We start from the raw sequence: 26,752 nt of genomic DNA, 5'->3' as shown, positions 1-26,752 counted from the left end.
AAAAAATGTGAAATAACTCGAAATACGCTGAACTTCTGACCAAGCGCAGATTTCTATAGCGACAGCAGCAACTAAAAACCAAACGATCGTTCCGGAAAAGGAAGTTTCAAAGTGAAGCGACTATTCTGCTTGGCCGCGATTGCGGCCGCACTGATGGGGCAAAGCATTTCTGCACAAGCCGCTGGCGTTGAATTCGCCGTCGGCGGTACCAGCGATTCGACAATGACGTATCGCTTAGGGATGAATTTCGACTGGGACAAGAGCTGGCTGCAGAGCGACGTGGGTCGCCTGACCGGCTACTGGAGCGGTGCCTACACGTATTGGGAAGGTGACAAGACTTCCAGCAACAACAGCCTGTCGTTCTCGCCTGTCTTCGTTTACGAGTTTGCCGGCCAGTCGGTGAAACCGTACGTTGAAGCGGGTATCGGCGCGGCGTTCTTCTCCAACACCGAATACGAAAGCAACAAACTGGGCGGTTCCTTCCAGTTCGAAGACCGCATCGGTTTCGGCCTGCGCTTCAATGGCGGCCACGAAGTCGGCATCCGTGCCACGCACTACTCCAACGCCGGCCTGTCCAGCGACAACGATGGTGTAGAAAGCTACGCGCTGCATTACACAATGCCGCTGTAACACGCCGCTACGCGGACCAATGTGGGAGCGAGCCTGCTCGCGAATGCTGAGTGTCAGTCAATTCAAATGGTGGCTGACACACCGCCTTCGCGAGCAGGCTCGCTCCCACAGTTGTTTCTGCGCCGTCAAAGAAATCAGCGGTAGGCTGTTGCAATACCCCGGCGCTCTTCAATGCACTCCGGTGCGCCCATTTCAAACTCGCGGCAGATCAACGGTCGCCGTTCATAGATCGTGCACATCATGCTGTCGCGATCCAGCGCCGCGCACCAGCCGTCGTCCAGACGCAGCATCACTTCACCGCCCCATTCATCGGTATCGATAAAGCGATCAGGCACGCCGGTGTCGGTGATCAGCATCACTTCGAGCTGGCAGCAGCACGCGGCGCAGGTCGAGCAGGTGACCGCCGGTTCGGCGATTTGGGTGTGGGGGATGGTTTTCATGGCGCCAGTGTAAGGCAGTGATCGCTGTGGGTGTGAAAGCGCTGACGGACGCTCACGGCGCCAGCCGTCGCGCCATCAGGTGCAGCAGCGGAAACAGCCCGGCCCAGAGCACGCCGATGACGATCAGCGTCGCCGCCTCGCCGTAGGGAAATTGCACGCCGGCCAGGCGACCGCCACCGTAGTACGACAACGCGCCGCCCACCGCGCCAAGTCCGCTGGTCAACCACCATGGCCGTGCGCTCCAGGCCAGACAATGACGCAATGTGGTGGCGAGCAGCGCCCAAAGCAGCATCAGCCATAACGGAATCAACGGTGCAGCATCTTCAAAGCGGAACACGCCGAGGTAACGCAAAACGCTATCCACCGCTGTTCCGACAATCACCACGGACAGAATCAGCCGACCTTCCGCCGCCCAACTGCTGATCCAGCGCAGATGAATCACCAGCGCCGTCAGTGCAAGCAACAGCCACAAACTGTTGCCGCCGATTACGCAGGCCAGCCAGCCGAGCTGAAACAGCACGGCATTGGCGACGCGCTCAAGCATCGAAGCGACCGAGCAGCGGCGCGGTCATCGCCGCCGGTTTCGCCAGCAGCAATTGCGCGGTGCCGATGGTGCGTTCGAGGAACCCGCCCTCGCAATAGCACAGGTAGAACTCCCACAAACGCAGGAAGTAATCGTCGTAGCCCAATTCGTTCAGGCGACCGTGGGCGAGGCGAAAATTCTCATGCCACAGGCGCAGCGTCCTGGCGTAGTGCAGTCCGAAATCTTCCATGTGAAGCAGGTTCATGTCGGTCTCGCGGCTGACCACATCGAGCATCTTGTGCACCGAGGGCAGGGCGCCGCCGGGGAAGATGTAGCGCTGGATAAAGTCGACGCTGCGCTTGGCCTGTTCGTAGCGTTGCTCGCGAATGGTGATCGCCTGCAACAGCATCAGGCCGTTGCTCTTGAGCAGCTGTGCGCATTGCTTGAAATAGGTCGGCAGGAACCGATGGCCGACCGCTTCGATCATCTCGATCGACACCAGTTTGTCGTACTCGCCGCTGAGGTCGCGGTAGTCCTTGAGCAGCAGGGTGATGCGATCCTGCAAGCCGAGTTGTTCGATGCGTTTGGCGGTGAAGGCGAACTGCTCTTTTGACAGGGTCGTGGTGGTCACGCGGCAGCCATAATGCTGCGCCGCATACAGCGCCATGCTGCCCCAACCGGTGCCGATTTCCAGCAGGTGATCGCTGGGCTTGAGCGCGAGTTTCTGGCAGATGCGTTCGAGTTTGTTCAATTGCGCCTGTTCCAGGGTGTCGCTCGGCGAAAGGAACTGGGCGGCGGAATACATCATGGTCGGGTCAAGAAACTGTTCGAACAGTTCATTGCCGAGGTCGTAATGCGCGGCGATGTTTTTCTGTGAGCCCTTGCGCGTGTTGCGATTGAGCCAGTGCAGGCCTTGCACGAAGGGCCGGCCGAGTCGCGCCAGGCCACCCTCCATGGCATCGAGCACCTCTAGATTGCTGACGAATACGCGCACCACAGCAGTCAGGTCCGGCGAGCTCCAATAGCCGTGAATGAATGCTTCGCCAGCACCGATCGAGCCGTTGCCGGCGACCATGCCCCATAGCGCCGGATCGAGCACATGCACTTCGCCGAGCAAGGCGCTGCCCGGAGTACCAAAGAGCATTTGTTCGCCATCCTCGACGACCATCAATTGTCCGTGTTTGAACTGAGCCAACTGGCGCAACACGCCACGGCGCAGCAGCGAGCCGGTCAAGCCGTTGGTGCTGAAGCGACCGAGCGGCAGGCTAGAGGATTTCATGGTGCGGCTCCTTCGGAGGCACGGTGGCGGTTTGGAAGCTGCCGTCGGCAGGCTGATGGGCGAAGATCGGCGCGCGCTTGAGCAGCAGTCGCAGCGCTTGCCAATAAATCGCCAAAGCGGTTTTTGCGGTCATCCACGGGAAGCGCCGCAGGTAGCGGTGCAGGCTGCGCCGATCGAGCGGTTCGCGACGCAGGTTGAGCGTGGCGTCGAACAGTTTTTCGCTGCCCTGCCAGTCGGCCATGTGCACGCCGAGGCTTTGCGCGGCCGGGCTGAAACTCATGCGGTATTCGAGGTCGCGGGGCAGGAACGGCGAGACGTGAAAGGCCTTGGCCACGGCGAAATGTTGATGAAAATCCACCAGACTGGTCGGTGTCTGCGCCGGCAGCACGTAGTGATAACGCTCGCGCCACGGCGTGTTGGTGACTTCACAGACGATCGCCGCGAGTTGCCCGTCGGCTTCATGGCAATAAAAGAAGCTCACCGGATTGAATGACAGCCCCCAACTGCGCGGCTGGGTCAGCAGGCACACCGCGCCTTGTGGCTCGTGACCGATGGCCGCGCCGACCTGCTGACGCACGGCATCGATCAAACGCATGCCCTTTCCAGTGAAGGCTTTCAGGTAATCGGTCTCACGAAACGAGAACGGCGCAAAGCGGCTGCGCCCGGCCAGTGGCGACAGGGCCAGTACGTCGTTCTGTTCGCTCAGGTCGAGATAGAGCAAACCGATGCGATAGCGGAACTCATGGCGGCGCGGCGCAAAACGTCGATGGCCGATCACGCCGCTGTAGAGAGCACTGTTCACAGGGTTTCACCGAACGCGGCGGCCACGCGCAAACCGCTGACTACGCCATCTTCATGGAAACCGTTGGCCCAGTAGGCGCCGCAATAATGCGTGTGCTGCTCGCCGTCGAGTTCGCCCCAGCGGTTTTGCGCCGCTGCGGCAGCCAAAGTGTATTGCGGATGGGCGTAGGTGTAGCGAGCCAGCACTTTGTCCGGGGTGATGCCGGCAGTCTGGTTTAGGCTGACGCAGAATGTAGTGTCGCTCTCGATGCCCTGCAGGATGTTCATGTTGTAGGTGACCGCCGCGCGAGTATGACCGGCGCCGCCGAGGCGATAGTTCCAGCTGGCCCAGGCCAGTTTGCGCGTTGGCAGCAGGCCCGTGTCGGTGTGCAGCACGACATCGTTGTCGGCGTAGAGCAGGGCGCCAAGAACCGAGCGCTCGGCATCGCTGGGGTTGGCGAGCAGTTTCAGCGCCTGATCGCTGTGACAGGCAAACACCACCTTGTCGAAATGTTCGAGCCCGGCCGGGCTGTGGATAACCACACCGTGTTGATTGCGCTCGACGCGCTTGACCGGGCAGTTCAGGCGAATCCTGTCATTGAATGAGGCAGTCAGTGGCACGATATAGGCACTGGAGCCGCCCTCAACGACCTGCCACTGCGGCCGATCGCTGACCGACAGCAGGCCATGATTCTTGAAAAAGCGCAGGAAAAACTGCAGGGGGAAATTGAGCATTTCCGCCATCGGCATCGACCAGATCGCCGCGCCCATCGGCACGATGTAATGCAGGATGAAACGCTCGCCGTAGCCGCCAGCCTTGAGGTAATCGTCGAGGGTGGTGTCGGCGGCGATGCGCAGTTCCATCAGGTCGCGCTGGGCTTGTTTGTTGAAGCGCAGAATGTCGCGCAGCATGCCCCAGAACCCCGGCGACAACAGATTGCTGCGCTGGGCGAACAGGCTGTTGAGGTTGTTGCCGTTGTACTCCACGCCAGTGTCCGGATCGGTCACCGAGAAGCTCATTTCGGTTGGCTTGAAGGTCACGCCGAGCTGGTTGAGCAAGCGAATGAAATTCGGGTAGGTCCAGTCGTTGAATACGATGAACCCGGTGTCGATCGCAAACGACTGCCCGGCCACGCTGACCGGCACAGTGTGGGTATGGCCGCCGACCCAGTCACTCGCTTCGAACACGGTGATGTCATGACGACGGTTCAGCAAGTAGGCGCAGGTGAGCCCGGCGATACCGCTGCCAATCACGGCGATTTTCATAGCGGGTCCCGCTGCGGTGGATTCTTGCGCACCATGCGTTTGCCGATCGCCAGTTGCGCACGGGCCGGCAGTTTCGACAGCGGCCACAGCGCCGCCATGAACAGCCCCGGGAAAGCAATTTCCAGCGGACGGTCCTTGAGTTTGGCGAAGATGTGCCGCGCCGCTTTATCCGCGGGCCAGCTCAGCGGCATCGGGAAATCGTTCTTCTCGGTCAGCGGCGTTTCGACAAAACCCGGACTGATGATAGTGACGTCAATGCCTTCGTCCGCCAGATCGATGCGCAGCGACTCGAACAGATAACGCAGCCCGGCCTTCGACGCGCCGTAGGCTTCAGCCCGTGGCAGCGGCAGGTAGGTCACCGAACTGGCCATGCCGACCAGATGTGGCGTGGTGCCTTTGCGCAGCAGCGGCAGGGCGGCTTCGATGCAATAGCTGCTGGCGAGCAGATTGGTGCGCACCACGTGCTCGATGATCGACGAATCGAACTGGCGTGCATCGACATATTCACAGGTGCCGGCGTTGAGAATCACGCTGTCCAGCGAGCCCCAGGCCGCGCTGATCTGCTCACCGATCTCGCGCACGGTCTGACTGTTGGTCAGATCGCCGGGCACCACCAGTACCTGTCCCGGGTAACGCTGGGACAAGACTTTCAGCGGCGCCGTCGAGCGCGAGCTGACCGCCAGATGCGCGCCGCTTTTCAGAATGTCCTCGCACAATGCTGCACCGATGCCACTGCTGGCGCCGGTCAACCAATACCGCCGTGCAGGTGTACCACTCATCCCATTCTCCTTTTCAGCCAGGCAATTACCCGGCCCAATACTGGCAAGTGTTCATACAGCAGCGCCCCGGCATCGAAATAATCCCGATGGCGATAAACCTTGTCGCGCCAGAGCAGGTGCGAACAGCCGCCAACCCGGATTTCCCGGCCCTTGGCCAGACGCGGGTGGCGATAACTCATGACCCAGCGCAGATAACCTTCGCCTGTGCCGATCTGGTCGAAACCGTGAAAATCGAAACGCAGATCGCTGACGTTGGCGTACAGCTCACTGAAGTAATCCTGCAGTTGCGCCAGGCCCTGAACTTCATGCAGCGGGTCGGTGAAATGAATGTCGTCGCTGTACAGCTCGCCCAAGCGATGCAGATTGTCTTTGTTCAGCCCGGAAAACTCGCGGGCGAAGCTGCGCAGGAATTCACTCATCGCTGCCTCCAACGGGCTGGCGCGAAGGCAGGTTCTTGAACGCCGTCAGCGCACGCTCGCGTGAGGCGCTGAGGTTGACGATCGGCGCCGGATAATCCGCCACGCCGAACAGCCCGCCAGCGCTCGCCGGGTTGTGCACTTCTTTCTTGTTGAGTCCGGCCAGTTCCGGCAACCAGTGCTTGATGAACACGCCCTCGGCGTCGAATTTTTCCGACTGGCTGAGCGGATTGAAAATGCGGAAGTAGGGCGCCGAGTCGGTGCCGGTTGACGAACTCCACTGCCAGCCGCCGTTGTTCGCCGCCAGGTCGCCATCGATCAGGTGGCGCATGAAAAAGCGTTCGCCTTCGCGCCAGTCGATCAGCAGGTTTTTGGTCAGGAACATCGCCACGACCATGCGCAGGCGATTGTGCATCCAGCCGGTTTCGAGCAATTGGCGCATCGCCGCGTCGATGATCGGCAGGCCTGTGCGAGCTTCCTGCCAGGCCTTGAGTTCCTCCGGCGCATCGCGCCAGGCCAGGGCTTCGGTTTCCGGGCGAAAGGCGCGATGCCGCGAGACGCGTGGATAGCCGACCAGAATATGTTTGTAGAATTCGCGCCAGAGCAGCTCGTTGATCCAGGTGACTGCGCCGACCTTGCCGCTTTCGAACTCGCCCTGATTGCTTTGCAGTGCGGCGTGCAGGCACTGGCGTGGCGAGATCACCCCGGCGGCGAGGTACGCCGACAATTGGCTGGTGCCGGGTTTGGCCGGGAAGTCGCGTTCGCTGCGGTAGTAATCGATCTGCGCATCGGTGAAGGTGTCGAGTCGGCGTCGCGCCTCTTGCTCACCGGCCGGCCACAATGCACGCAGGGATTCGCTCGGCGTGGCGAAGCCTTTGACCGTTTCCGGAATTTCATCGCTGGCGATATCCAGCGCGGCCTGTTTGCCCGGTGCCTTGACCAGCGCCGGCATCGAGCGGTGCAGACGTTCATAGCAGACTTTGCGGAACTGACTGAACACCTGGAAGTAGGTGCCGGTCTTGGTCAGCACCGTGCCAGGTTTGAACAGCAACTGATCCAGATAGCTGTGGAACTCGATGCCCTCGGCCCGCAACGTCTCGGCGACTGCCTCATCGCGGCGGCTCTCGTGAACACCGTATTCCTCGTTGACGTGCACTGCTTCGATCTTCAGTTGTCGACAGAGCTTGAGCAACTTTGCCGGCGCCTGGTCCCAGTGCGGCGCGCTGCGAATCAACAACGGAATATTCAGCGCGCCGAGGCTCTGGCTCAGTTCGCGCAGGTTGCGCAACCAGAAATCCACCTTGCACGGCGCATCGTCGTGTTCGAGCCACTGCTGCGGGCTCAACAGATACACCGCCACCGTCGGGCCGCGCGCTGCGGCGGCCGCGAGGGCAGTGTTGTCATGTTGGCGCAGGTCGCTGCGCAGCCAGATCAGTTGCATGTGATTAAACCCGTCATCAAATCAATCCGCGCTCGAGCAGCGCCTGATGGGCTGCAAGCGGATCTTCGGCCAGGAACAGATCGGTGGTTTGGGCGGTGCGTGCTGACAGCTCGGCGTGATGGATGTGCACTGCAGGGCCGGCAATCAAGGTCGGGCAATTGACGTTCGCCAACAGCTTCGGCAACTGTGCCAGTTGCATGGCTTTGCTCGAATACAGCAGCACGCCACGGGCTTGCAGATGCTCGACGGTCAGCGCCAGTTCACCGGCCGGCAGCGGCCAGTCGAAGACTTGTACCGGGCAATCGGCACTGCTGATCAGCCACGCGCACAGCCACAGATGCGGTTCCAGCGGCAGGTCGGAATGATTGATCAACAGCAGCGGCGCCGAATGCAGCTGGCGGTTGTTATGGTAGATGCGTGCACCGAATTTGCTGCGCAGCCAGGAATAGAAAAACGTCCGCTCCATCTGCGCGCCGAACTGGCCTTGCCAGCGCTGTTCGAGCTCGGCCAGCAGTGGCATCAGCAACTGCTCGCACAAGGTCCGTGGCGGATACAGGGCGATGGCCTGATTGACGCTGTCATCCAGCGTGCGCTCATTGAGCGCGGTGACTGCCGACAGCAATGTCTGGCGCAGACGCTGCCAGTCGTTCTCCACGGTTTCGGTGAAAGCCTGCGGCGCGTCGAGCAGTGGCTTGACCTGGCTGACCGCCACCCCACGGTTGAGCCAGGTGAGGATGGCCATGATCCGCTGCACATGTTCAGCGCTGTAGAGCCGATGGCCCTTGGGCGTGCGCTGGGGCACCACCAACCCATAGCGACGTTCCCACGCACGCAAAGTAATGGCGTTGACGCCGGTCTGCCGCGCGACTTCGCGGATCGGCAACCAGCCCTCGTCAAGGGCTTTCTTGAAGTCGGCGCCGAGGTCTTCCTGGGCGCTGCTGTCGGTTTTATCGTTCATCAGATCGAGTTTCGCAGACTGAGGTTTTCCGGATGCGGCTGCAGGTAAACCTGCTGCGCGATGTACGGGTCCGGATGGAGGCGAAAGTGGTGCTTGAGCAGCGTCAGAGGCACCACCAGCGGCACAATGCCCTGGCGGTACTGGCCGATGATCTGCTGCATTTCCTGTTTGTCTTCGGCGCTCAGCGATTGTTTCAAATATCCGCTGAGGTGCAGCAGCACATTGCAGTGAGTGCCGCGAGTGGCGCATTTCTTCAGCGCGGCCATCAGTTCGCTGAAGTAGCGTGGGCCGAGTTCGGCCGGATCGCTGTCGGCCATGTTGCCGAGCAATTTGCCCAGGGTTTTGTATTGCAGCGGGTTGTGCGCCATCAGCAGGTATTTGTAGCGCGAGTGAAATTCGGTGAGGGCGCGGCGGCTCAGGCCCTCAGCGAGTACTTGCTGCCAGGCGCTGTAGGCGAGCACGCGGGTGATGAAGTTTTCCCGCAGCACCGGATCGTTGAGGCGCCCGGCTTCTTCCACCGGCAGGTCAGGATGTTGTGCGCAGAACGCCTGCGCATAAATGCCGCGTCCGCCGCCGTTCACCGGAGCACCATTGGCGTGATAGACCTTGACCCGCTCCAGTCCGCAGGATGGCGATTGCTGCATGAAGATATAGCCGGAAAGGTCCCGCAGCTCGCCGGCCATTTTCTCGCCGTATTCGGCCAGTGGTTTGGTGACATTGATGGACCGGTCGACGGTGCCGACGGCCTCGGGTTGCTCCGGGTCGCCCACCAGCCGGATCGGCTCACGGGGGATGCCCATGCCGATGGCGACTTCCGGACACAGCGGAACGAAATCGAAATATTCGGCGAGGGTACGGCTGCACAGCCGCGATTCCTTGTGCCCACCGTTGTAGCGCACTTCTTCGCCCAACAGGCAGGCGCTGATGGCGATCTTCGGCTTGGACAGGGAAGCTGTAGACATGAGCACCTCGAATCTATACCTGTACAGAGAATTATCGCTGTACAACTTTTCCTCAGCATAGATCGATGGATGTACAAGTCAAATGATTTGTATAAGATTTTTCTACAACGCTGAATCTGTGGGAGCGAGCCTGCTCGCGAAAGCGGTGGGTCAGTAGAGGAATCCGTATCTGATACAGCGCTTTCGCGAGCAGGCTCGCTCCCACAAGGGAAATCTATTTCCAGCCGAGTAACCAGTGCTCGCTGTCTTTCAGTACCTGCCAATCCAGTCGCTCGCTGCGCTGGGTCAGCACCGCCTGCAATTCAACCTCCAGCACCGTACCTTCCTCGTCGCGGATCAGTTCGGTGACCAGAAAATGTTTCTCGCGGTTTTGCGGGTGGGCTGCTGTCCATTTCGACAGCAGCAATTTGCGCGGATTGATGCGGTTCATTGCAGGTGTTCGTGCAAGCGACGTGCAGCCTCCTGACCGCTCAGCCAGGCGCCTTCGACGCGACCCGACAGACACCAGTCGCCACAGGCATACAAACCCAGATCGGCGTCGGCCAGCGTGGTCCATTCGTGGCCGGTCGCGGGGCGCGCGTAGAGCCAGCGGTGGGCGAGGCTGAAGGTCGGCGCAGGCATGGCACTGTGCAGCAGTTCGGCGAAAGCGCCGTGCAGATGCTCGATCACCGCTTCCTTGGACAGATCAATGTGCTGTCGGCTCCAGGCGCTGGTGGCATGCAGCACCCAGGTGTCGAGGGTGGTGTCGCGCCCGGGTTTGCTGCGGTTGCGCGCCAGCCAGTCGAGCGGGCTGTCCTGCACGAAACAACCTTCGATCGGCGTATCCAGCGGGGTTTCGAAGGCGAGGGCGACGGCCCAGGTCGGCTCCATTTTTACTCCGGCAGCGACGCCGGCGAGTTTCGGCGCGGCGGCGAGCAGCGCGGTGGCTTGCGGGGCCGGCGTGGCGATCACCACATGGCTGAAGGGGCCGTGGGTGCAGCCGTCGGCGTCCTGCAGATGCCAGTGTTCTTCACCGCGATAGACTTCGGTGATGCGGCAGGCGAACTGCACATCCAGACCATCGAGCAGGCCACGTGTGATGGCGCTCATCCTCGGCGTGCCGACCCAGCGGGTCTGTTCGTCCGGCGACAGGTTCAGTTGCCCTCCCTGGAAGGTGTACAGCTGCGGCGTCCACTCGGCGGCCCAGCCCCGGCTCTGCCAGCGCTGCACCTCGGTTACGAAGCGCCGGTCGCGCGCGGTGAAGTATTGCGCGCCCATGTCCAGCGAGCCAGCGTCGCTGCGCTTGCTTGACATGCGCCCGCCGCTGCCGCGGCTTTTATCGAACAGTTGGACGGTATGCCCGGTCTCTGTCAGAGCCTGGGCGGCGGAGAGCCCGGCGATGCCGGTGCCAATGATTGCGATAGGTACAGTCATAGGGGCCTCGTTTACCTTTCTGTACAGACTACGCGGTCGATGAAACCTGTACAATTCTGTTTTTTGGTATAACTTCTAGCGTTCTCGTTCTGACAGCTTGGCCTATTGTTAAACCATAGAGCCTGCCCGATAGAAAAGATCCCTGCCTATAAAAATAGACTAGTGATCCGGGTTAAACGCCACGCGAGGAAGATGTCATGCACATATTGCTGACCGGCGGTACTGGTTTGATCGGACGTCAGCTCTGCCGACACTGGCTGGAGCAGGGCCATCGCCTGACGGTGTGGAGTCGCCGCGCGGAAAAGGTCACGCAGATCTGCGGCCCGCAAGTGCGCGGGATTGCGCGTCTGGAAGACCTCGGCGAAGAGCCGCTGGATGCGATCGTCAATCTTGCCGGCGCACCGATTGCCGATCGCCCCTGGACCCATCGACGCAAGGCGTTGCTGTGGAGCAGCCGCATCACGCTGACAGAGACTTTGCTGGCGTGGCTGGAAACTCGCGCGCAGAAACCGCCGCTGCTGATTTCCGGCTCGGCGATCGGCTGGTATGGCGACGGTGGCGAGCGCGAGTTGACGGAGGATTCGCCGCCCGGCATCGACGACTTCGCCAGTCAGTTGTGCATTGCCTGGGAAGAAACCGCGCTGCGCGCCGAGAACCTTGGCATCCGCGTGGTGCTGGTGCGAACCGGTCTGGTGCTGTCGGGCGAGGGCGGCTTTTTGTCGCGGCTGTTGCTGCCGTACAAGCTTGGACTGGGCGGGCCGTTGGGCAATGGTCGGCAGTGGATGCCGTGGATTCACATCGACGATCAAATCGCCCTGATTGATTTTCTTCTGCACCGGAATCAGGCGAGCGGTCCTTATAATGCCTGCGCGCCGAAACCTGTGCGCAACCGCGAATTTGCCAAGACCCTGGGCAGCGTATTGCACCGCCCGGTGTTCATGCCGATGCCGACCCTGGCCCTGAAAGTCATGCTCGGCGAGTTGTCACTGTTATTGCTCGGCGGCCAGCGCGCGACGCCGGCACGCTTGCTGGAAGCGGGGTTCGTTTTCCGCTTTACGGATTTACGCGCGGCCCTGGATGATCTCTCCAGCCGCCTCTGAAATAGGACGTTGCATGACCGATCACGCTTTGCTTCTGGTCAACCTGGGCTCTCCGGCCTCCACCTCGGTGGCCGATGTGCGCAGCTACCTCAATCAATTTCTGATGGACCCGTACGTGATCGATCTGCCGTGGCCGCTGCGGCGGCTGCTGGTGTCGCTGATCCTGATCAAGCGTCCCGAGCAATCAGCCCATGCCTATGCGTCGATCTGGTGGGAGGAGGGCTCGCCGCTGGTGGTGCTCAGCCGCCGCTTGCAGGAGCAGATGACCCGAACGTGGAAACACGGTCCGGTGGATCTGGCGATGCGTTATGGCGAGCCGTCGATCGAGACCTGCCTGCTGCGGCTGGTGCAGGCCGGGCACAGGAAAATCACGCTGGCGCCGCTGTATCCGCAGTTCGCCGACAGCACCACGACCACGGTGATCGAAGAAGCCCGACGCGTGCTGCGCGAGAAGAAACTCGACGTGCAGTTGTCGATCCTGCAACCGTTCTACGATCAGCCGGAATACATCGAAGCACTCGCTGCCAGTGCACGGCCGCATCTGCAGCAGGACTACGATCACCTGCTGATGAGCTTTCACGGCTTGCCGGAGCGGCATCTGAGCAAACTCGACCCGACGGGCAAGCACTGCCTCAAGGGCGCCGATTGCTGCCAGACTGCCTCGCCAGCGGTATTGGCAACCTGTTATCGCGCGCAGTGTTTCCGCACCGCCGCTGCCTTCGCCAAAAGCATGGGCCTGGCCGACGGCAAATGGTCGGTGTCGTTCCAGTCGCGCCTGGGCCGGGCGAAATGGATCGAGCCGTACACCGAAGCGCGGCTGGATGAACTGGCCAAAAGCGGGGTGAAAAAGATTCTGGTGATGTGCCCGGCGTTCGTCGCCGACTGCATCGAGACACTGGAAGAGATCGGCGATCGCGGCAAGGAACAGTTCCGCGAAGCGGGGGGCGAGGAGTTGGTGCTGGTGCCGTGCCTCAATGACGACCCGCAATGGGCCAAGGCCTTGGCCACGCTCTGCGAAAGAGCGCCGCTGGCCCTCTAAAAGCCAAGAGCTTCGCGAGCAGGCTCGCCCCCACAGGGTAAATGCATTCCAACCTGTGGGAGCGAGCCTGCTCGCGAATGCTATATGTCAGGCGATGAGATCTAAAAGCCTTAAATCAGCGGCTCATCCGCCTTCTTGTTCTTCCAGCCGTCATTACCCGGCAGGATCAGGTTCAGCGCAATCGCCACCACCGCGCACAGCGCGATGCCTTTGAGGCCGAAGTCATCAGGGCCAGTGCCGGTACCGACCAGCACACCGCCGATGCCGAACACCAGCGTCACCGAGACGATCACCAGATTGCGCGCTTCGCCCAGGTCGATCTTGTGGCGGATCAGGGTGTTCATCCCCACCGCTGCGATCGAACCGAACAACAGGCACAGAATCCCGCCCATCACTGGCACCGGAATGCTTTGCAGCAGCGCGCCGAACTTGCCGATAAACGCCAGGGTGATGGCGAAGATCGCCGCCCAGGTCATGATTTTCGGGTTGTAGTTCTTGGTCAGCATCACCGCGCCGGTGACTTCGGCGTAAGTGGTGTTGGGCGGGCCACCGAACAGGCCGGCGGCAGTGGTGGCGATGCCGTCACCGAGCAGGGTGCGATGCAGGCCCGGCTTCTTCAGGTAGTCGCGACCGGTCACGCTACCCACGGCAATCACGCCGCCGATGTGCTCGATCGCCGGTGCCAGCGCCACCGGGACGATGAACAGGATTGCCTGCCAGTTGAACTCCGGCGCGGTGAAGTGCGGCAGGGCGAACCAGGGCGCTGCAGCAATTTTCGCGGTGTCGACCACGCCGAAATAGAACGACATGGCAAATCCCACCAGCACCCCGGAAATGATCGGCACCAGACGAAAGATGCCCTTACCGAACACTGCCACGATTAACGTGGTCAGCAGCGCCGGCATGGAAATCATCATCGCCGTCTGATAGTGGATCAGCTCGGTGCCGTCGCCGGCCTTGCCCATCGCCATGTTCGCGGCAATCGGCGCCATGGCCAGGCCGATGGAAATGATCACCGGACCGATCACCACCGGTGGCAGCAGACGGTCAATGAATCCTGTGCCTTTGATCTTTACGGCCAGGCCGAGGAAGGTGTAGACGAAACCGGCCGCCATCACTCCGCCCATGGTCGCGGCGAGGCCGAACTGGCCCTTGGCGAGGATGATCGGCGTGATGAAAGCGAAGCTCGACGCCAGGAACACCGGCACCTGACGCCCGGTGACGATCTGGAACAGGATCGTCCCCAGACCTGCGGTAAACAGTGCCACGTTCGGGTCCAGGCCCGTGATCAGTGGCATCAGCACCAGAGCGCCGAAAGCCACGAACAGCATCTGCGCGCCGGACAGCACCGTGCGCCAGAGCGGATCGTTGAACTCTTGCTGCATGGTCACGCGTCCTTCTGCTTGGTGCCGAAGATCTTGTCACCGGCGTCGCCAAGCCCAGGAATGATGTAGCCGTGCTCGTTCAAGCGCTCATCGATGGACGCGGTGTAGATGGTCACGTCCGGGTGCGCCTGTTCTACGGCGGCGATGCCTTCCGGCGCGGCGACCAGCACCATGGCGCGGATGTCGCGGCAACCGGCCTTCTTCAGCAGGTCGATGGTGGCAACCATGGAGCTGCCGGTGGCGAGCATCGGGTCGATGATCATCGCCAGGCGTTCGTCGATTTCCGGTACCAGTTTTTCCAGATAGGTGTGCGCTTGCAGGGTTTCTTCATTGCGGGCCACACCCACAGCGGAGACCTTGGCGCCCGGAATCAGGCTGAGCACGCCTTCGAGCATGCCGATACCGGCACGCAGGATCGGCACGACGGTGATCTTCTTGCCGGCGATCTTCTCCACCGACACGGTGCCGCACCAGCCGGCAATGTCGTAGGATTCGAGCGGCAGATCTTTGGTGGCTTCATAGGTCAACAGGGCGCCGACTTCCTGAGCGAGCTCGCGGAAATTCTTGGTGCTGATGTCAGCGCGGCGCATCAGGCCGAGTTTGTGACGGATCAGCGGATGGCGGATCTCGAGGATGGGCATGGGAAAGGCTCCGGCGGCGGGCAAAAAAACCGGCCTAGATTAATCTATCCGAGGGTGATGTCCTATAGGACATTCTGTACGTTAGTCCATAAGAGCTTGATTCGGTCCTGCGAGATGCGTACCTTTGCCCGCTTTTCGCAACCATGCCCCCCACCCGCCAACCCCTGGAGAGCGCCATGTCCGCTGATCTCGAGCATATCCGTCAAATCATGCGAGAGGCTGACTGCCTGTACACCGAGTCTGAAGTCGAGGCGGCCATCGCCCGCGTCGGTGCACAAATCAACGAACAACTGGCTGACAGCAATCCGGTGGTGTTCTGCGTGATGAACGGCGGCCTGATCTTCTCCGGCAAACTGCTGACCCATCTGCAATTCCCGCTGGAAGCGTCCTACCTGCACGCGACCCGTTATCGCAACGAAACCAGCGGCGGCGACCTGTTCTGGAAAGCCAAGCCGGAAGTCTCGTTCATCGACCGTGACGTGCTGATCATCGACGACATCCTCGACGAAGGTCACACCCTGGGCGCGATCATCGACTTCTGCAAACACGCCGGCGCGCGCAAAGTGCACACCGCCGTGCTGATCGACAAGGATCACGACCGCAAGGCGCGTCCTGACCTGAAAGCCGATTTCGTCGGCCTGCCGTGCATCGACCGTTACATCTTCGGTTATGGCATGGACTACAAGGGCTACTGGCGCAATGCCAACGGGATCTACGCCGTTAAAGGCATGTAAGGGCCCTGCACTGCCTCCTGTGGGAGCGAGCCTGCTCGCGAATGCGATGTGTCAGTTTCATTAATGTTGACTGACACGACGCTTTCGCGAGCAGGCTCGCTCCCACAGTCGTTTTGTGTGTGCTGATCGCTTCCGCGACACCCATGCTAGAGTGCCCGGCCCCGCCCTCCGGAGTCTGTCATGCGCTTCTTGATTTGCAGTCTCGCCGCCCTGTTGCTGTCCCTCAGCCTGCCACTGTCCGCCGCGCCGATGCACAGCCAATTCCTGCCGCCGGACGATCTGACCGTGCGCGATGCCGAGCCCGAGCAGCAGCAACTCATGCAGGTCAGCGAGTATTCGGTGGTGCTCGGTGCGCAGCGTCAGTCCAATCAGCAGCCGATTCCGGTCACTTCATCCTTGTTGATCCGTCTCAAGGGCAAGTCGTTGAACAAGGGCGCGACCATCAGCCAGGTGCTGGTGAGTTTCGACGGCGAAAGCAAAAGCCTGAAAAAGCCGGCCTACGACGAAAAAAGCAGAACCCTGACGCTGTTCTATCCATTGGCGCAATACCGCGTGGTGATGGATCTGCTGCGCAACGACACGGTATATGTGCAGTTCCTCAGTTACGCCAACGGCCATATCTGGGCCGATTTGCACACCGGGGCGATTCGTCCGCGTTGAGCCGGGCGGTCGGGCAGGGGTAAACTGCCCGCCCCGTGTCATGTCTGCGAGCTGGAGTCGGCAATGCGTAAAGATAAGAAACAAGTGATTGGTGACGAGATCGGCGATGAGCAGATCAAGCTGTTCCTCGATTTTGAGCCGGTCGACGCCACTTCGCCGTCGATGCACAAACTGATCAAGGCTTATCGTGGTTTGCGCATCGATGATTTCGAGCGTTTTCTGGGGTTCTTCGTCGAGGCTGGTTATGACGTTGATGGCAAGGATGAGCAGGGCCAGACTTTTGTTGATCACATCAAGGATCAGCGTAATGCCCCGGAATACATTGAGCTTGTTGAGAAATACCGCGCCTAGCGCCATCCCAGTGGCGAGGGAGCTTGCTCCCGCTTGAGTGCGCAGCGCTCACAAGATGTCGGGGCCGCTGCGCACCCCAGCGGGAGCAAGCTCCCTCGCCACAGAGGTCAGGTTTCAAATTTCGGGTATAAAAAAACGCCCCGCACTCACTGAGTACGGGGCGTTTTTTATGCCGCCAGATCAAGCAAAGCTTGGCGTCTCGCTGCTTTCTTCAACCAGTTCCAGGGCGATGTTGTTCTGCGTGTTGATCTTGCGATACAGCGCAGCATCGGTTTCCAGAACCTTTTCACGGGCCGGGAAGATTTCCGCCAGTTTGCTTGCCCACTCGCCGGAAGCCTTGGCCGGGAAGCACTTCTCGATCAGCTCGAGCATGATCGAAACGGTCACCGACGCGCCTGGCGATGCGCCGAGCAGAGCAGCGAGGGAGCCGTCTTTCGCCGCGACCAGTTCGGTACCGAATTGCAGAATGCCGCCCTTTTTCGGGTCCTTCTTGATGATCTGCACCCGTTGGCCGGCCACTTCCAGGCGCCAGTCTTCGGCTTTCGCCTGCGGGTAGAAACGGCGCAGGGATTCCAGACGCTGTTCCATCGATTGCATCACTTCGCTGACCAGGTACTTGGTCAGGTCCATGTTGTTTTTCGCCACCGCCAGCATCGGCCCGATGTTGCCGGCGCGCACCGACATCGGCAGGTCCATGAAGGAGCCGTGCTTGAGGAACTTGGTGGTGAAACCGGCGTATGGCCCGAACAACAGGGATTTCTTGCCGTCGACTACGCGGGTGTCGAGGTGCGGCACCGACATCGGTGGCGAACCCACGGCCGCCTGGCTGTAGACCTTGGCCTGGTGGTGCTTGACCACTTCCGGGTTATCGCAACGCAGCCACTGGCCGCTGATCGGAAAGCCGCCGAAGCCTTTGCTTTCTTCGATGCCCGAAGCCTGCAGCAACGGCAGTGCCGCGCCACCGGCGCCAAGGAAGACGAATTTGGCGTCGACTTCGCGAGTGTTGCCGTTGTTGACGTCCTTGATGCTGACGGTCCAGCCGGCGCCGTTACGCTTGAGGCCAGTCACGCGCTTGCAGTATTTGACCTGGGTGTCCGGGGCGCTGCTCAAGTGCTTGAGCAACTGGTTGGTCAGGGCGCCAAAGTTGACGTCGGTGCCGTTCATCACGCGGGTCGCGGCGAGGACTTCGTCTGGCGAGCGGCCCGGCATCATCAGCGGCATCCACTCGGCCATCTTGCCCTTGTCTTCGGTGTATTCCATGTCGGCAAACGCGTGGTGCTTGCTCAGGACATTGAAGCGTTCCTTGAGGAACGACACACCGCTTTCGCCCTGAACGAAACTCAGGTGCGGCACCGGGCTGATGAAGGATTTGCACGAGCCGAACGTGCCTTTTTTGGTCAGGTACGACCAGAACTGCTTCGACACCTCGAACTGGGTGTTGATGTGCACGGCTTTCTTGATGTCGACGCTGCCGTCGGCGGCCTGCGGCGTGTAGTTCAGCTCGCACAGGCCGGCGTGGCCGGTACCGGCGTTGTTCCATGGATTGGAACTCTCGGCAGCACCGGAATCCATCAGCTCGACGACTTCCAGCTTGATCGCGGGGTCGAGCTCTTTGAGCAGTACGGCCAGGGTGGCACTCATGATGCCGGCCCCTACCAGAACTACGTCGACTGCTTCGTTATGCGCCATTTAACGCGTCTCCCAAATCTGCAGCACCAAATTGTCGGCATGGCTGCCAGGCGTTCCAGGGCAGGTCAGTGGGCCCGGGCGATCCGTGGTCAGGTTGGCCATGTCCGAATCTTCGCAATTTTTCGCAACTTCGACGGATGCGTGCGGCCTGGTTTCAAGCATTCAATGAACGCATTTTCGCCCAGGGCTGGCAATTCGACTTATGGTCGAGACATCCGTTTTCGTGCAACCAAATCCGTAGCGGACAGGCTTCAGGCTCCGATGTTCGAGGTATACCCGGTCCTGTGTCGTTGGGCTGTTTCAGACGCTAATGGTGCATGTTCAGACGCAAAACTATTCATTTGCTCGCCACACTCTTGTGAAGTTGTGAAAACCCGTTTTTTTCACGCTCTTTTGAAGACGTGAACCTCAAAAAGGGCTGCCTTGGCCTGGCACCTGCCCGCTAGGGCAAAACAACGCGGTGGCCGAGCGAATGACAGCTCTGCAGATTCGCGAAAAGCGGGGTTTTGCCGGAAGAACAGGCAAGCGCGCCAACTTCACTCGATCTGTGTGGGCGGCTCTCTGTGGGCGATTTTGATGTCAATGCGTGCGCAATGACGCTGCTGCGGGGCCCGATCAGGAGACGTCCTTATAATCGGGGGGAGATTGTAGCGAAGAAATGCGCGCAGTTGCTCGTGTTTAATGACTTTTATTAGGCATCCGGTCAGATGCTCAACTGCACCTGACCCCGTGCGCGCATTTGTCGCGGTACGACCCGGGCGCTGGCGGGCAGCGGCTGGTTCAACCAGGTCAGGCGGATTTCTTCGATTTCCACCCAGCCGTCGCCCATCGGTTGCAGACTGCACTGCTTGAAAGCCTGGCAATGGCCGTTGCGGTCGAGCAGGGCGAAGCTGCGATGCAGCGGGCGTGGTGCGAACAGCGAGATCAGATAACGCATGGCAGAATTCCTTGAAGGAGGACTGCCTTGAAGCTTGCGGGCGGGGCGTGACGCCGCGGTGTATGGACGATGAAGAGTGTGTGACAGGAACCGCTTTCGGCGCGGTTTGTCAGACGTTTCAGTATTCATTGTGCGGCGCTGGTTACGCACAGTGGCCCACCGCTATACTGCCGGCCTGTTTGTGCCTGATTCTGGAGAGAAGAGCATGTTGCAACGCCTGTTGTTCGGTTTGATCACTGTCGCCGGTTTGACCCTGGCCGGCTGCGCCCACAGCCCGCAACAACTGAATCCGGAGCCGAAGCTGACCACGCAACTGCCAGCGGTCGGTCGCGGCCAGCCAGTGATAGTGCGTGTGGTCGACGGTCGTCCGTCGCCAACCCTCGGTACCCGTGGCGGTCTTTACCCGGAAACCAGCGCCATCACCGTGCAGCGCGAGCAGATCCTGCCCAAGCTGCAAGCCCAGGCCGAAGCCGCCGTGCGTCTGCTCGGCTTCACCCCGACCACCAACGCTCCCAACGCGCCGCAACTGACCGTGACCCTGGCCGAGCTGAAATACCAGTCGCCGAAAGAAGGCATGTACGTGACTGAAGCGACCATCGGCGCGACGTTCCGCTCCGACGTGCAGAATGCCAACCGTCGCTACAGCGGCCGTTATGGCGCTTCGCTGGACCAGCGCTTCGGCATGGCGCCGAATCAGGAAACCAATACCAAGCTGGTCAGCGATGTATTGAGCGATGCGTTGACGCGTCTGTTCAAGGACCCGACTGTGGGTCAGGTGCTCGCTGAGTAAGTTTGCAGCGAATGTGAAAAAGCCCGGGGCCAGTGATGGTTGCGGGCTTTTTTGTGGGTGTCAGGTCTGGAATTTTTGTCGTATGAGACATCGATCCCCCTCACCCCAGCCCTCTCCCCCAAGGGGGCGAGGGGGAAGGGAGCCGATCGGGGGCTTTTCAGAATTTGAGTTCGGCTTGATATTTCAGGGCGATGCACCTCGACCAAACAACTCTGTCAGTTCCCTCTCCCCCAAGGGGGCGAGGGGGAAAGGGAGCCGATTTGCGTTGTTCTTGAGATCTACATTCACCTCGGGCTTTCAGGGCGATGTACCTCGACCAAACAACTCTGTCAGTTCCCTCTCCCCCAAGGGGGCGAGGGGGAAAGGGAGCCGATTTGCGTTGTTCTTGAGATCTACATTCACCTCGGGCTTTCAGGGCGATGCACCTCGACCAAACAACTCTGTCAGTTCCCTCTCCCCCAAGGGGGCGAGGGGGAAAGGAAGCCGATTTGCGTTGTTCTTGAGATCTACCTTCACCTCGGGCTTTCAGGTCGATGGACCTCGACCAAACAACTCGGTCAGTTCCCTCTCCCTCTGGGAGAGGGCTAGGGTGAGGGTGCTTTTGCTTTTTCAGGCAGCCTGGGAATAGAAATCGAGCACGCTCACTCCGGTCAGCAAATCGGTCTCGGGCAAATCCGCATGCTGATGCCCGCCCAGCGCGCAATACACCAGCCAATGGCGATCCTGAACATTGAAGGCAAGGCTGCCAACCAGACTTTGCTGGTCGTCGTATGGGGTGATGAGGTACAGGCGATCCTGGTTTTCCGCGTGCAGCATGTCGCATTCCATTCGGGTTTCGAGGCGCGCAGGGTGAAGCATCCACGTGACGATGGCATGACACAGGGCAGCCATCGGTCGATTGTCAGGTTATTTGTCGCAAAGGCTGGGGCAGGTCGCCAGGGTTTGGGTAGAATCCGCGCCGCGGTCGTCGGTCTGGCGTCTGCCACACCGGTTAAGTTCGAGGTCTGTGATGTCGCTGCACTTGATGACGCTGTTTACCGCCCATCCCGCCAAATTGATCAACCTGCTGGCCTTGCTCCTGGCCTTTCCGGGCAGTTGGCTGCTGCACGCGACCCGCCGCCGTGAGCAACGCGCGCAGGCCAGCCTTGCCGCCCAGCGCCAGGCGCAGCCAAATGCCGAGCCGATGCTGGATTGGGCGACGTTGCGCATGAACCGATTTTTCTATCGCTTCGGTTTTGCCTGCCTGGGCCTGGCCCTGATCGTTTCCTGGATCAGCACCCGCTTTTAAAAGCAAATGATCGTCCGATCGCGGCCCGAGCCTTCGGCAGCTCCTGCAGGATGTACATCATTCCCGTGTAGGAGCTGCCGCAGGCTGCGATCTTTTGATCTTGCTCTGAAAAACTACAGCGGCAACCCAGCCTTGACCCGATACTGATTGCGCACCGGCGTCGCATATTGCAGCACCAGATACGGACGATGCTCGGCGGGGCAGGCGTCCAGTCGGCTTTGCCATTCATCCTGCGCCTTGGCCAGTTCGTCGGCCGGGAACACCTCCGCCGCCTTCGGCACGTTCAGTTGCGGATCGGCATCCGCCCACTGCGCGTACGCCAGGTAATGCACCGGGAACAACCGGTAGCCGCCGAGAATCTGCTTGTCCATCTCGAACGCCAATTGCTTGGTGTCCTCGAACACCTCGGTGATCGGCGCGGCAAAGTTCACGTGGACCCGGCCCTTGTAGCCGGTGATGCCCTTGGCAATGCTCACGTCATCTTCGCCCGGCGCCTTGGCGTAGGTGCCGGTGGTGGCGCGGATATACAGCTCGCGGGCCTTGGCCTGATCGCACGGGTCGTACTCATAGCTGATCGACACTGGCGTCACGTTCAACGAACGGATCACTTCGCCGAACGGCTCGTCCTTGCGGCTCATGTGGAACATCTTGAGGATCGCCGACTCGGTACGGTCGTCGCCATCCTTCGCCCGACCTTCAGCCTGAGCAATCCAGATCGACGCGCAATCGTTGCGGATCGAATGGTTGATGTAGGCCGACAGCAGTTGATATGCAGCCATTTTTTCGCGCCGGCCGGTGATCGAACGGTGGACGATGAAGCTCTTGTTCAAACGCATCAGGTCGCTGACAAACGGCTTTTGCAGCAGGTTGTCGCCGATCGCGATGCGCGGCGTCGGCAGACCGGCGTGGTACACGGCGTAGTTGACGAAGGCCGGGTCCATGACGATGTCACGGTGGTTGGCGATGAACAGGTAGGCGCTGCCGGACTTGAATTGCTCGACACCGGTATACGTCACGCCGTCGGTGGCGCGCTCGATGGTGTGGTCGACGTAGAACTCGACTTTGTCCTGTAAGGTAGCCACGGAATTCACGTCGGCAAACTCACGACGCAGCCGATGGGCTATAAGAGGTTTGAGCATCCAGCCGAAGGCACCGGCAAAACGCGGGAAGCGGAAGTGGGTGAGGATATCTAGAAACGCCTTGTCGCCGAGCAGCCTTGCCAGTACCGCAGGTACTTCGCTGTCGTCGTAAGGTCGGATGGCATCGAATTCGCCCATCATGCTCTCTTGTTGGAAACGGCTAGGGTAAGTAAAGGTTTTGATCGAAAACCCGCGGGGCACGGTCTGAAAAGTAGTCAGACAAAAATAGCCCTGCAAATAGACCGGCGATTATACGCACAAGTCACTGGGGAGACCGCGATGCTGGAAACCGCTGAGTATGATTGTCCATATTGCGGGGAAACGATTGAGACTTCCGTTGATCTGTCCGGCGGCGATCAGACTTATATCGAGGATTGCCAAGTGTGCTGCCGACCGATCAAATTCGTCCTGCAGGTGCACGGTGAGGACTGGTTTCTCGAAGTCTTCAGCGAAAACGAGTGAGGGCCGCGTATGCAGCGCATCTACGAACCGGCGAACCTGATGGAAGGCGAGATGCTCAAGGGCATGCTCGCCAATGAAGGAATCGAGGCGCACCTGATCGGCCGTGATCTGGTGGGCGGTACGGGGGAACTGCCGATCTTCGGCCTGCTCGGGTTGTCGGTGGACAACGATCAGGCCGAATACGCCCGTGAACTGATCACCGCGTACAATGCCGCGCTGCCGCTGCCCGGCGACGAACCGGAGAGCTTCCCCGGGACGCTGGTCTGTTAGGCTGACGTTCGTTTGATCAAGAGTCGTGTTGCCCCATGTGTGGACGCTATGCCCTGTTTCGCTGGAACCGCGACTTCGCGGCCCTGCCAGGTTTTCCCGCCGATCAGCAGGCGCAGTGGAACATTTCCCCCAATGATTCGGTGTTGATGCTGCGTGCCGACGAAGACGGCCAGCGCACCTTGGCCCGTGCACGCTGGGGCCTGACGCCGCCGTGGCTGACCGATCTGTCGAAGACCCCGGCCCATGCCCGCGCCGAAACCGTGGCTGAACAACCGATGTTTCGCGAGGCTTTGCGTCTGCGGCGGTGCCTGTTGCCGGCCAACGGCTTTTACGAATGGCGCGGCACCCAGCGCAAGCGCCCGTATTGGCTGACGCCGGGGGAGGGCTCATCGCTGTTTTTCGCGGCGATCTGGGAAGCGTATCCGGTGCAGGAGCAGGTCTGGCTGAGCACGGCGGTGATCACTCAGTCGGCGGCGAGCCAGCGGCGGCCGTTGATTCTTGATGAGGCCGGGCAGGCTGCCTGGCTCGATCCCGAAACGCCGCTGCATGTGTTGCAGGGGCTGCTCGCCAGTGAGCCGGCGGCATTGCGCGAGCGGGTGCTGGCGAATCTGGTGAATGATCCGAAGCTCAATGGGCCGGAGTGCCTGACCCCGGCTTAAGGCATTTAGATCAAAAGCCCCTCACCCCAGCCCTCTCCCGGAGGGAGAGGGGGCCGACCGAGGTGTCTCGCGTCAGACATCGACCTGAAAGAACCAGTCGATTATGGATTCAGCGAGGACCTGCGGGTCGACGGACTTTTGAAGCATCCCCCAATCGGTCCCCTCTCCCTCCGGGAGTGTATGTACCGGAGGGAGAGGGGCCGACCGAGGTGTCTCGCGTCAGACATCGACCTGAAAGAACCAGCCGATTATGGATTCAGCGAGGACCTGCGGGTCAACGGACTTTTGAAGCATCCCCCAATCGGTCCCCTCTCCCTCCGGGAGAGGGCTAGGGTGAGGGGCTCTTGATCTTTCAGACCTTGAACTGGTTGATCAACCGCCGCTGCTGTTCCGCCAGTTTGGTCAACCCGGCGCTCGCCGAACTCGACTCATCCGCACCGCCCGCCACTTCATTCGCCACCTGACCGATATTGATCACGTTGCGGTTGATGTCATCGGCCACTGCACTTTGCTCTTCCGCCGCACTGGCAATCTGCGTGTTCATGTCGTTGATCACCGACACCGCCTGGGTAATCGTCTCCAGCGCCTCGGCCGCTTTCGCCGCGTGCTGAACACTTTCGTCGGTGCGGTTCTGGCTGTCTTCCATCACCCGCACCACATCGCGGGTACCCTGTTGCAACTGCTGGATCATCGCCTGGATTTCTTCAGTGGCTTTCTGGGTTTTCTGCGCCAGATTGCGCACTTCATCGGCGACCACAGCAAAACCGCGACCCTGCTCGCCGGCCCGTGCAGCTTCGATCGCCGCGTTCAGTGCCAGCAGGTTGGTCTGTTCGGCGATCCCGCGAATGGCGGTGAGGATGGCGTTGATGTTTTCGCTGTCCTTGGCCAGCGTCTGCACAACCTCGACAGCCTTGCCGATTTCCACCGCCAGTACGCCGATCGAATTCGATGTGTCGCGGACGATCTGCATGCCCTGGCTGGCGGCCTGATCGGCGTGGCTTGCCGCTTGTGCCGCTTGGGTGGCGTTGCGTGCGACGTCCTGGGCGGTGGCGGTCATTTCCTGCACCGCTGTCGCCACCTGATCGATCTCGGCCATTTGTTTCTGCACGCCGATGTTGGTGCGGATGGCGATGTCGGCGGTGTGTTCCGAGGAATCGCTGACGCTCTGCACCGAGGTCACCACTTGCGTAATCATCGCCTGCAACTTGGCGAGGAAGGTGTTGAAGCCTTTGGCAATCGAACCCAGTTCATCGCTGCGGTCACTGCTCAAACGCCGGGTCAGATCGCCTTCGCCCTGAGCGATGTCATCGAGCATGGCGACCATTTGCTTGAGTGGCCGGGCAATGCCGTGACCCACCAGCCAGATCACCAGCAGGCCGATGCCGGCGATGACCAGACCGACCATGGCCATGCCGAAAGTGTCGGATTTGCGCTGGGCATCGAGGTCGGCCTGGAGGTTTTGCAGATCAGCCATCACCGCATTCAGCGGCAATTGCAGCATCAGCGTCCAGCGCGCGTCGGTCTGGCCGATGCCGAACGGCAGGTACAACTCAATGCGACCCTTGGCCTGATTCACCGAGTAGGTCACCTCGTCGCGCTTCAGATTGGCGAGGTTGCTGGTTTGTTCGGCGTCGAGGATGTCGCTGACCTTTTCGCCGAATTTGCTGGAATCCTTGGTATAGGCAACGATCCGCCCGTTGCCGCCGACCAGCGCCATTTCACCGGCCCCGCTGTAAAGCTTCTGGTTGGCGGCGAGGAGCATGTCCTGAATGAAGTTCACCGAGAGGTCGGCGCCGACGATGCCCTGGAACGCGCCGTTGACCATGATTGGTTCGATGAACGAGGCGAGCATGACGATCTTGTCGCCGACCTTGTAGGGTGCCGGGTCGATCACGCAGGGTTTCTTCGTCTCTTTCGAGCAGAGGTAGTACTCGCTGGCGCGCACGCCCGTGGACAGGGTTTTCTGATCGTCGACATCGGCCAGTTTGTCCACGCCCAGGCTGCCGTCGGTATTGCGGAACCACCACGGCAGGAAGCGCCCGTTGGCCGGATCGATGCCGACCACGGCGCTGCCGATGTAGGCCGCGTCATTGTGGTCCAGCGCATTTTTCTCCCAGCCGATGTAGGTGCCGAGAATCTTCGGATTCTTTTCGACGTTTTCCTTGATCAGGCTGATCAACTGTTCGCGGCTGACGCTCAGGCGCGGCTGGCCATCGGTGCCTGGCGTGCCGAGCAGAGCATTGACGCGAACCAGGCCGCCGGCGATCAGCAGCGGCGCTTCGAGTTCGCGCTGGATCTGGCTGACCTGGGTCTGCGCCAGCGAGGTCAGGCGCTGCTCGATCACTTGCTCGAACTGCGCCTGGGTACGCTGTTGCACCATTTCTTGAGTGCGAGCCCCGGAGAACAGCGCGTACAGCACCAGCGCCGCGACCACGCTGAGAACGATGGCGCCGGCCAGGGCGGCGACGGAAAACTGGATCGACTTGAACTTCATGGGAGCTCCGCACGCAAGAGGACAATCTGCGAGGGATTTATCGGCGGAGTGTGCGGGGCCATGAGAGACGTTGGTCGGAATCGCCGCGCGATGTCGCTGCTGGATCGGTACACGGCGGATTCAATGCGCGTTGAGGAATTTCCACCGCGTCTTGCGGCCATAGCTGAATTTACACGCAATGCGTCCGTTGTATCTGGCGCCAATACGTTTAGCCGCCTAGGATACGC

30 protein-coding genes are annotated in these 26,752 nt (G+C 60.6%); 11 read left to right on the top strand and 19 right to left on the bottom strand.

Annotation, left to right across the window (positions count from 1 at the left end):
• Window positions 1-111: 111 nt before the first annotated feature.
• Entirely contained in the window at window positions 112-630 is a 519-nt protein-coding gene (locus GXB78_RS09535; protein WP_024014291.1) for an acyloxyacyl hydrolase, read from the top strand.
• Between the two features lie 134 nt (window positions 631-764).
• On the opposite strand, the gene GXB78_RS09530 is transcribed toward GXB78_RS09535, so the two are convergent.
• The 12 genes from GXB78_RS09530 to GXB78_RS09475 all read right to left on the bottom strand — a co-directional run bounded on the left by GXB78_RS09530 (window position 765) and on the right by GXB78_RS09475 (window position 10,887).
• Entirely contained in the window at window positions 765-1,070 is a 306-nt protein-coding gene (locus GXB78_RS09530; RefSeq protein WP_024014290.1) for a YkgJ family cysteine cluster protein, read from the bottom strand.
• 52 nt (window positions 1,071-1,122) lie between these two features.
• Window positions 1,123-1,614, bottom strand: a complete 492-nt coding sequence (locus GXB78_RS09525) for a DUF2878 domain-containing protein (protein ID WP_329515200.1) — start codon at window positions 1,612-1,614, stop codon at window positions 1,123-1,125.
• Window positions 1,607-2,872, bottom strand: coding sequence for a cyclopropane-fatty-acyl-phospholipid synthase family protein (locus GXB78_RS09520; protein WP_329515199.1), 1,266 nt, complete (start codon window positions 2,870-2,872; stop codon window positions 1,607-1,609). Before GXB78_RS09520 ends, GXB78_RS09525 begins: the two co-directional genes overlap by 8 nt.
• The gene (locus GXB78_RS09515) at window positions 2,859-3,674 is read right to left on the bottom strand and encodes a DUF1365 domain-containing protein (RefSeq protein WP_329515198.1); all 816 of its coding nucleotides are present in this window, start codon (window positions 3,672-3,674) and stop codon (window positions 2,859-2,861) included. Before GXB78_RS09515 ends, GXB78_RS09520 begins: the two co-directional genes overlap by 14 nt.
• Entirely contained in the window at window positions 3,671-4,918 is a 1,248-nt protein-coding gene (locus GXB78_RS09510; RefSeq protein ID WP_329515197.1) for an NAD(P)/FAD-dependent oxidoreductase, read from the bottom strand. Before GXB78_RS09510 ends, GXB78_RS09515 begins: the two co-directional genes overlap by 4 nt.
• Window positions 4,915-5,697 carry an SDR family NAD(P)-dependent oxidoreductase gene (locus GXB78_RS09505; protein WP_329515196.1) on the bottom strand — a complete coding sequence of 261 codons (783 nt, stop codon included), beginning with the start codon at window positions 5,695-5,697 and terminating at the stop codon, window positions 4,915-4,917. Before GXB78_RS09505 ends, GXB78_RS09510 begins: the two co-directional genes overlap by 4 nt.
• Entirely contained in the window at window positions 5,694-6,116 is a 423-nt protein-coding gene (locus GXB78_RS09500) for a nuclear transport factor 2 family protein (protein ID WP_329515195.1), read from the bottom strand. Before GXB78_RS09500 ends, GXB78_RS09505 begins: the two co-directional genes overlap by 4 nt.
• Window positions 6,109-7,554, bottom strand: a complete 1,446-nt coding sequence (phrB, locus tag GXB78_RS09495) for a deoxyribodipyrimidine photo-lyase (protein ID WP_329515194.1) — start codon at window positions 7,552-7,554, stop codon at window positions 6,109-6,111. The genes GXB78_RS09500 and phrB overlap by 8 nt, the downstream gene beginning before the upstream one ends.
• Window positions 7,555-7,570: 16 nt before the next feature.
• On the bottom strand, window positions 7,571-8,512 hold the full coding sequence (locus GXB78_RS09490; RefSeq protein WP_329515193.1) for a MerR family transcriptional regulator: 942 nt from the start codon (window positions 8,510-8,512) through the stop codon (window positions 7,571-7,573).
• The gene (locus tag GXB78_RS09485) at window positions 8,512-9,474 is read right to left on the bottom strand and encodes a YbgA family protein (protein WP_329515192.1); all 963 of its coding nucleotides are present in this window, start codon (window positions 9,472-9,474) and stop codon (window positions 8,512-8,514) included. The genes GXB78_RS09490 and GXB78_RS09485 overlap by 1 nt, the downstream gene beginning before the upstream one ends.
• A gap of 214 nt (window positions 9,475-9,688) precedes the next feature.
• Window positions 9,689-9,904, bottom strand: coding sequence for a TIGR02450 family Trp-rich protein (locus tag GXB78_RS09480; RefSeq protein ID WP_076564097.1), 216 nt, complete (start codon window positions 9,902-9,904; stop codon window positions 9,689-9,691).
• Window positions 9,901-10,887, bottom strand: coding sequence for an NAD(P)/FAD-dependent oxidoreductase (locus GXB78_RS09475; protein ID WP_329515191.1), 987 nt, complete (start codon window positions 10,885-10,887; stop codon window positions 9,901-9,903). The genes GXB78_RS09480 and GXB78_RS09475 overlap by 4 nt, the downstream gene beginning before the upstream one ends.
• 197 nt (window positions 10,888-11,084) lie before the next feature.
• Here GXB78_RS09475 and GXB78_RS09470 point away from each other — a divergent pair, with 197 nt between their 5' ends.
• Window positions 11,085-11,987, top strand: coding sequence for a TIGR01777 family oxidoreductase (locus GXB78_RS09470; RefSeq protein WP_329515190.1), 903 nt, complete (start codon window positions 11,085-11,087; stop codon window positions 11,985-11,987).
• A gap of 13 nt (window positions 11,988-12,000) precedes the next feature.
• On the top strand, window positions 12,001-13,026 hold the full coding sequence (gene hemH, locus GXB78_RS09465; protein ID WP_329515189.1) for a ferrochelatase: 1,026 nt from the start codon (window positions 12,001-12,003) through the stop codon (window positions 13,024-13,026).
• Window positions 13,027-13,136: 110 nt separating this feature from the next.
• Here hemH and GXB78_RS09460 read toward each other — a convergent pair whose 3' ends face one another.
• Both GXB78_RS09460 and upp read right to left on the bottom strand, forming a co-directional pair.
• Entirely contained in the window at window positions 13,137-14,411 is a 1,275-nt protein-coding gene (locus GXB78_RS09460) for a uracil-xanthine permease family protein (RefSeq protein ID WP_027612217.1), read from the bottom strand.
• Window positions 14,412-14,413: 2 nt separating this feature from the next.
• Window positions 14,414-15,052, bottom strand: a complete 639-nt coding sequence (upp, locus tag GXB78_RS09455) for a uracil phosphoribosyltransferase (protein WP_024014279.1) — start codon at window positions 15,050-15,052, stop codon at window positions 14,414-14,416.
• Window positions 15,053-15,228: 176 nt separating this feature from the next.
• On the opposite strand from upp, the gene GXB78_RS09450 reads away from it, so the two are divergent.
• The 3 genes from GXB78_RS09450 to GXB78_RS09440 all read left to right on the top strand — a co-directional run bounded on the left by GXB78_RS09450 (window position 15,229) and on the right by GXB78_RS09440 (window position 16,797).
• Window positions 15,229-15,786: a hypoxanthine-guanine phosphoribosyltransferase gene (locus GXB78_RS09450; RefSeq protein ID WP_016773231.1), complete on the top strand. Its 558-nt coding sequence runs from the start codon at window positions 15,229-15,231 to the stop codon at window positions 15,784-15,786.
• A gap of 180 nt (window positions 15,787-15,966) precedes the next feature.
• Entirely contained in the window at window positions 15,967-16,446 is a 480-nt protein-coding gene (locus GXB78_RS09445; protein WP_329515188.1) for a hypothetical protein, read from the top strand.
• Between the two features lie 63 nt (window positions 16,447-16,509).
• Window positions 16,510-16,797 (top strand): PA4642 family protein, encoded by a 288-nt coding sequence (locus tag GXB78_RS09440; RefSeq protein ID WP_329515187.1) that lies wholly within the window; start codon window positions 16,510-16,512, stop codon window positions 16,795-16,797.
• A gap of 180 nt (window positions 16,798-16,977) precedes the next feature.
• Here the strand turns inward: GXB78_RS09440 and mqo are convergent, their stop codons facing one another.
• Window positions 16,978-18,486: a malate dehydrogenase (quinone) gene (gene mqo / locus GXB78_RS09435; RefSeq protein ID WP_024014277.1), complete on the bottom strand. Its 1,509-nt coding sequence runs from the start codon at window positions 18,484-18,486 to the stop codon at window positions 16,978-16,980.
• Between the two features lie 703 nt (window positions 18,487-19,189).
• Entirely contained in the window at window positions 19,190-19,423 is a 234-nt protein-coding gene (locus GXB78_RS09430; protein WP_039761314.1) for a hypothetical protein, read from the bottom strand.
• A 205-nt stretch (window positions 19,424-19,628) separates the two neighbouring features.
• Between GXB78_RS09430 and GXB78_RS09425 the strand changes: the two genes are divergently transcribed.
• On the top strand, window positions 19,629-20,213 hold the full coding sequence (locus GXB78_RS09425; protein ID WP_024014276.1) for a YajG family lipoprotein: 585 nt from the start codon (window positions 19,629-19,631) through the stop codon (window positions 20,211-20,213).
• Window positions 20,214-20,822: 609 nt separating this feature from the next.
• Here the strand turns inward: GXB78_RS09425 and GXB78_RS09420 are convergent.
• The gene (locus tag GXB78_RS09420) at window positions 20,823-21,029 is read right to left on the bottom strand and encodes a hypothetical protein (RefSeq protein WP_016770662.1); all 207 of its coding nucleotides are present in this window, start codon (window positions 21,027-21,029) and stop codon (window positions 20,823-20,825) included.
• 193 nt (window positions 21,030-21,222) lie between these two features.
• Between GXB78_RS09420 and GXB78_RS09415 the strand changes: the two genes are divergently transcribed.
• Window positions 21,223-21,501, top strand: a complete 279-nt coding sequence (locus GXB78_RS09415) for a hypothetical protein (protein ID WP_016770663.1) — start codon at window positions 21,223-21,225, stop codon at window positions 21,499-21,501.
• Between the two features lie 113 nt (window positions 21,502-21,614).
• Here GXB78_RS09415 and GXB78_RS09410 read toward each other — a convergent pair whose 3' ends face one another.
• Window positions 21,615-22,778 (bottom strand): 1-acyl-sn-glycerol-3-phosphate acyltransferase, encoded by a 1,164-nt coding sequence (locus GXB78_RS09410; RefSeq protein ID WP_329515186.1) that lies wholly within the window; start codon window positions 22,776-22,778, stop codon window positions 21,615-21,617.
• 141 nt (window positions 22,779-22,919) lie between these two features.
• On the opposite strand from GXB78_RS09410, the gene GXB78_RS09405 reads away from it, so the two are divergent.
• From GXB78_RS09405 to GXB78_RS09395, 3 genes are read left to right on the top strand one after another with little or no spacing between them, the layout of a single operon-like run.
• Complete coding sequence (locus GXB78_RS09405; protein WP_329515185.1) at window positions 22,920-23,102, top strand: CPXCG motif-containing cysteine-rich protein; 183 nt, start codon at window positions 22,920-22,922, stop codon at window positions 23,100-23,102.
• 9 nt (window positions 23,103-23,111) lie between these two features.
• Window positions 23,112-23,372: a putative signal transducing protein gene (locus tag GXB78_RS09400; RefSeq protein ID WP_042609728.1), complete on the top strand. Its 261-nt coding sequence runs from the start codon at window positions 23,112-23,114 to the stop codon at window positions 23,370-23,372.
• A 35-nt stretch (window positions 23,373-23,407) separates the two neighbouring features.
• On the top strand, window positions 23,408-24,031 hold the full coding sequence (locus tag GXB78_RS09395; protein WP_039761324.1) for an SOS response-associated peptidase: 624 nt from the start codon (window positions 23,408-23,410) through the stop codon (window positions 24,029-24,031).
• Between the two features lie 352 nt (window positions 24,032-24,383).
• On the opposite strand, the gene GXB78_RS28295 is transcribed toward GXB78_RS09395, so the two are convergent.
• The gene (locus tag GXB78_RS28295; RefSeq protein WP_329515184.1) at window positions 24,384-26,525 is read right to left on the bottom strand and encodes a methyl-accepting chemotaxis protein; all 2,142 of its coding nucleotides are present in this window, start codon (window positions 26,523-26,525) and stop codon (window positions 24,384-24,386) included.
• Between the last annotated feature and the right edge of the window lie 227 nt (window positions 26,526-26,752).

Origin of the sequence: Pseudomonas moraviensis subsp. stanleyae (assembly GCF_036283065.1) — a bacterium.
GTDB lineage: Bacteria > Pseudomonadota > Gammaproteobacteria > Pseudomonadales > Pseudomonadaceae > Aquipseudomonas > Aquipseudomonas stanleyae.
The sequence above is the reverse complement of the archived record's forward strand: the minus strand, read 5'-3'. Positions and strand labels throughout refer to the sequence as shown.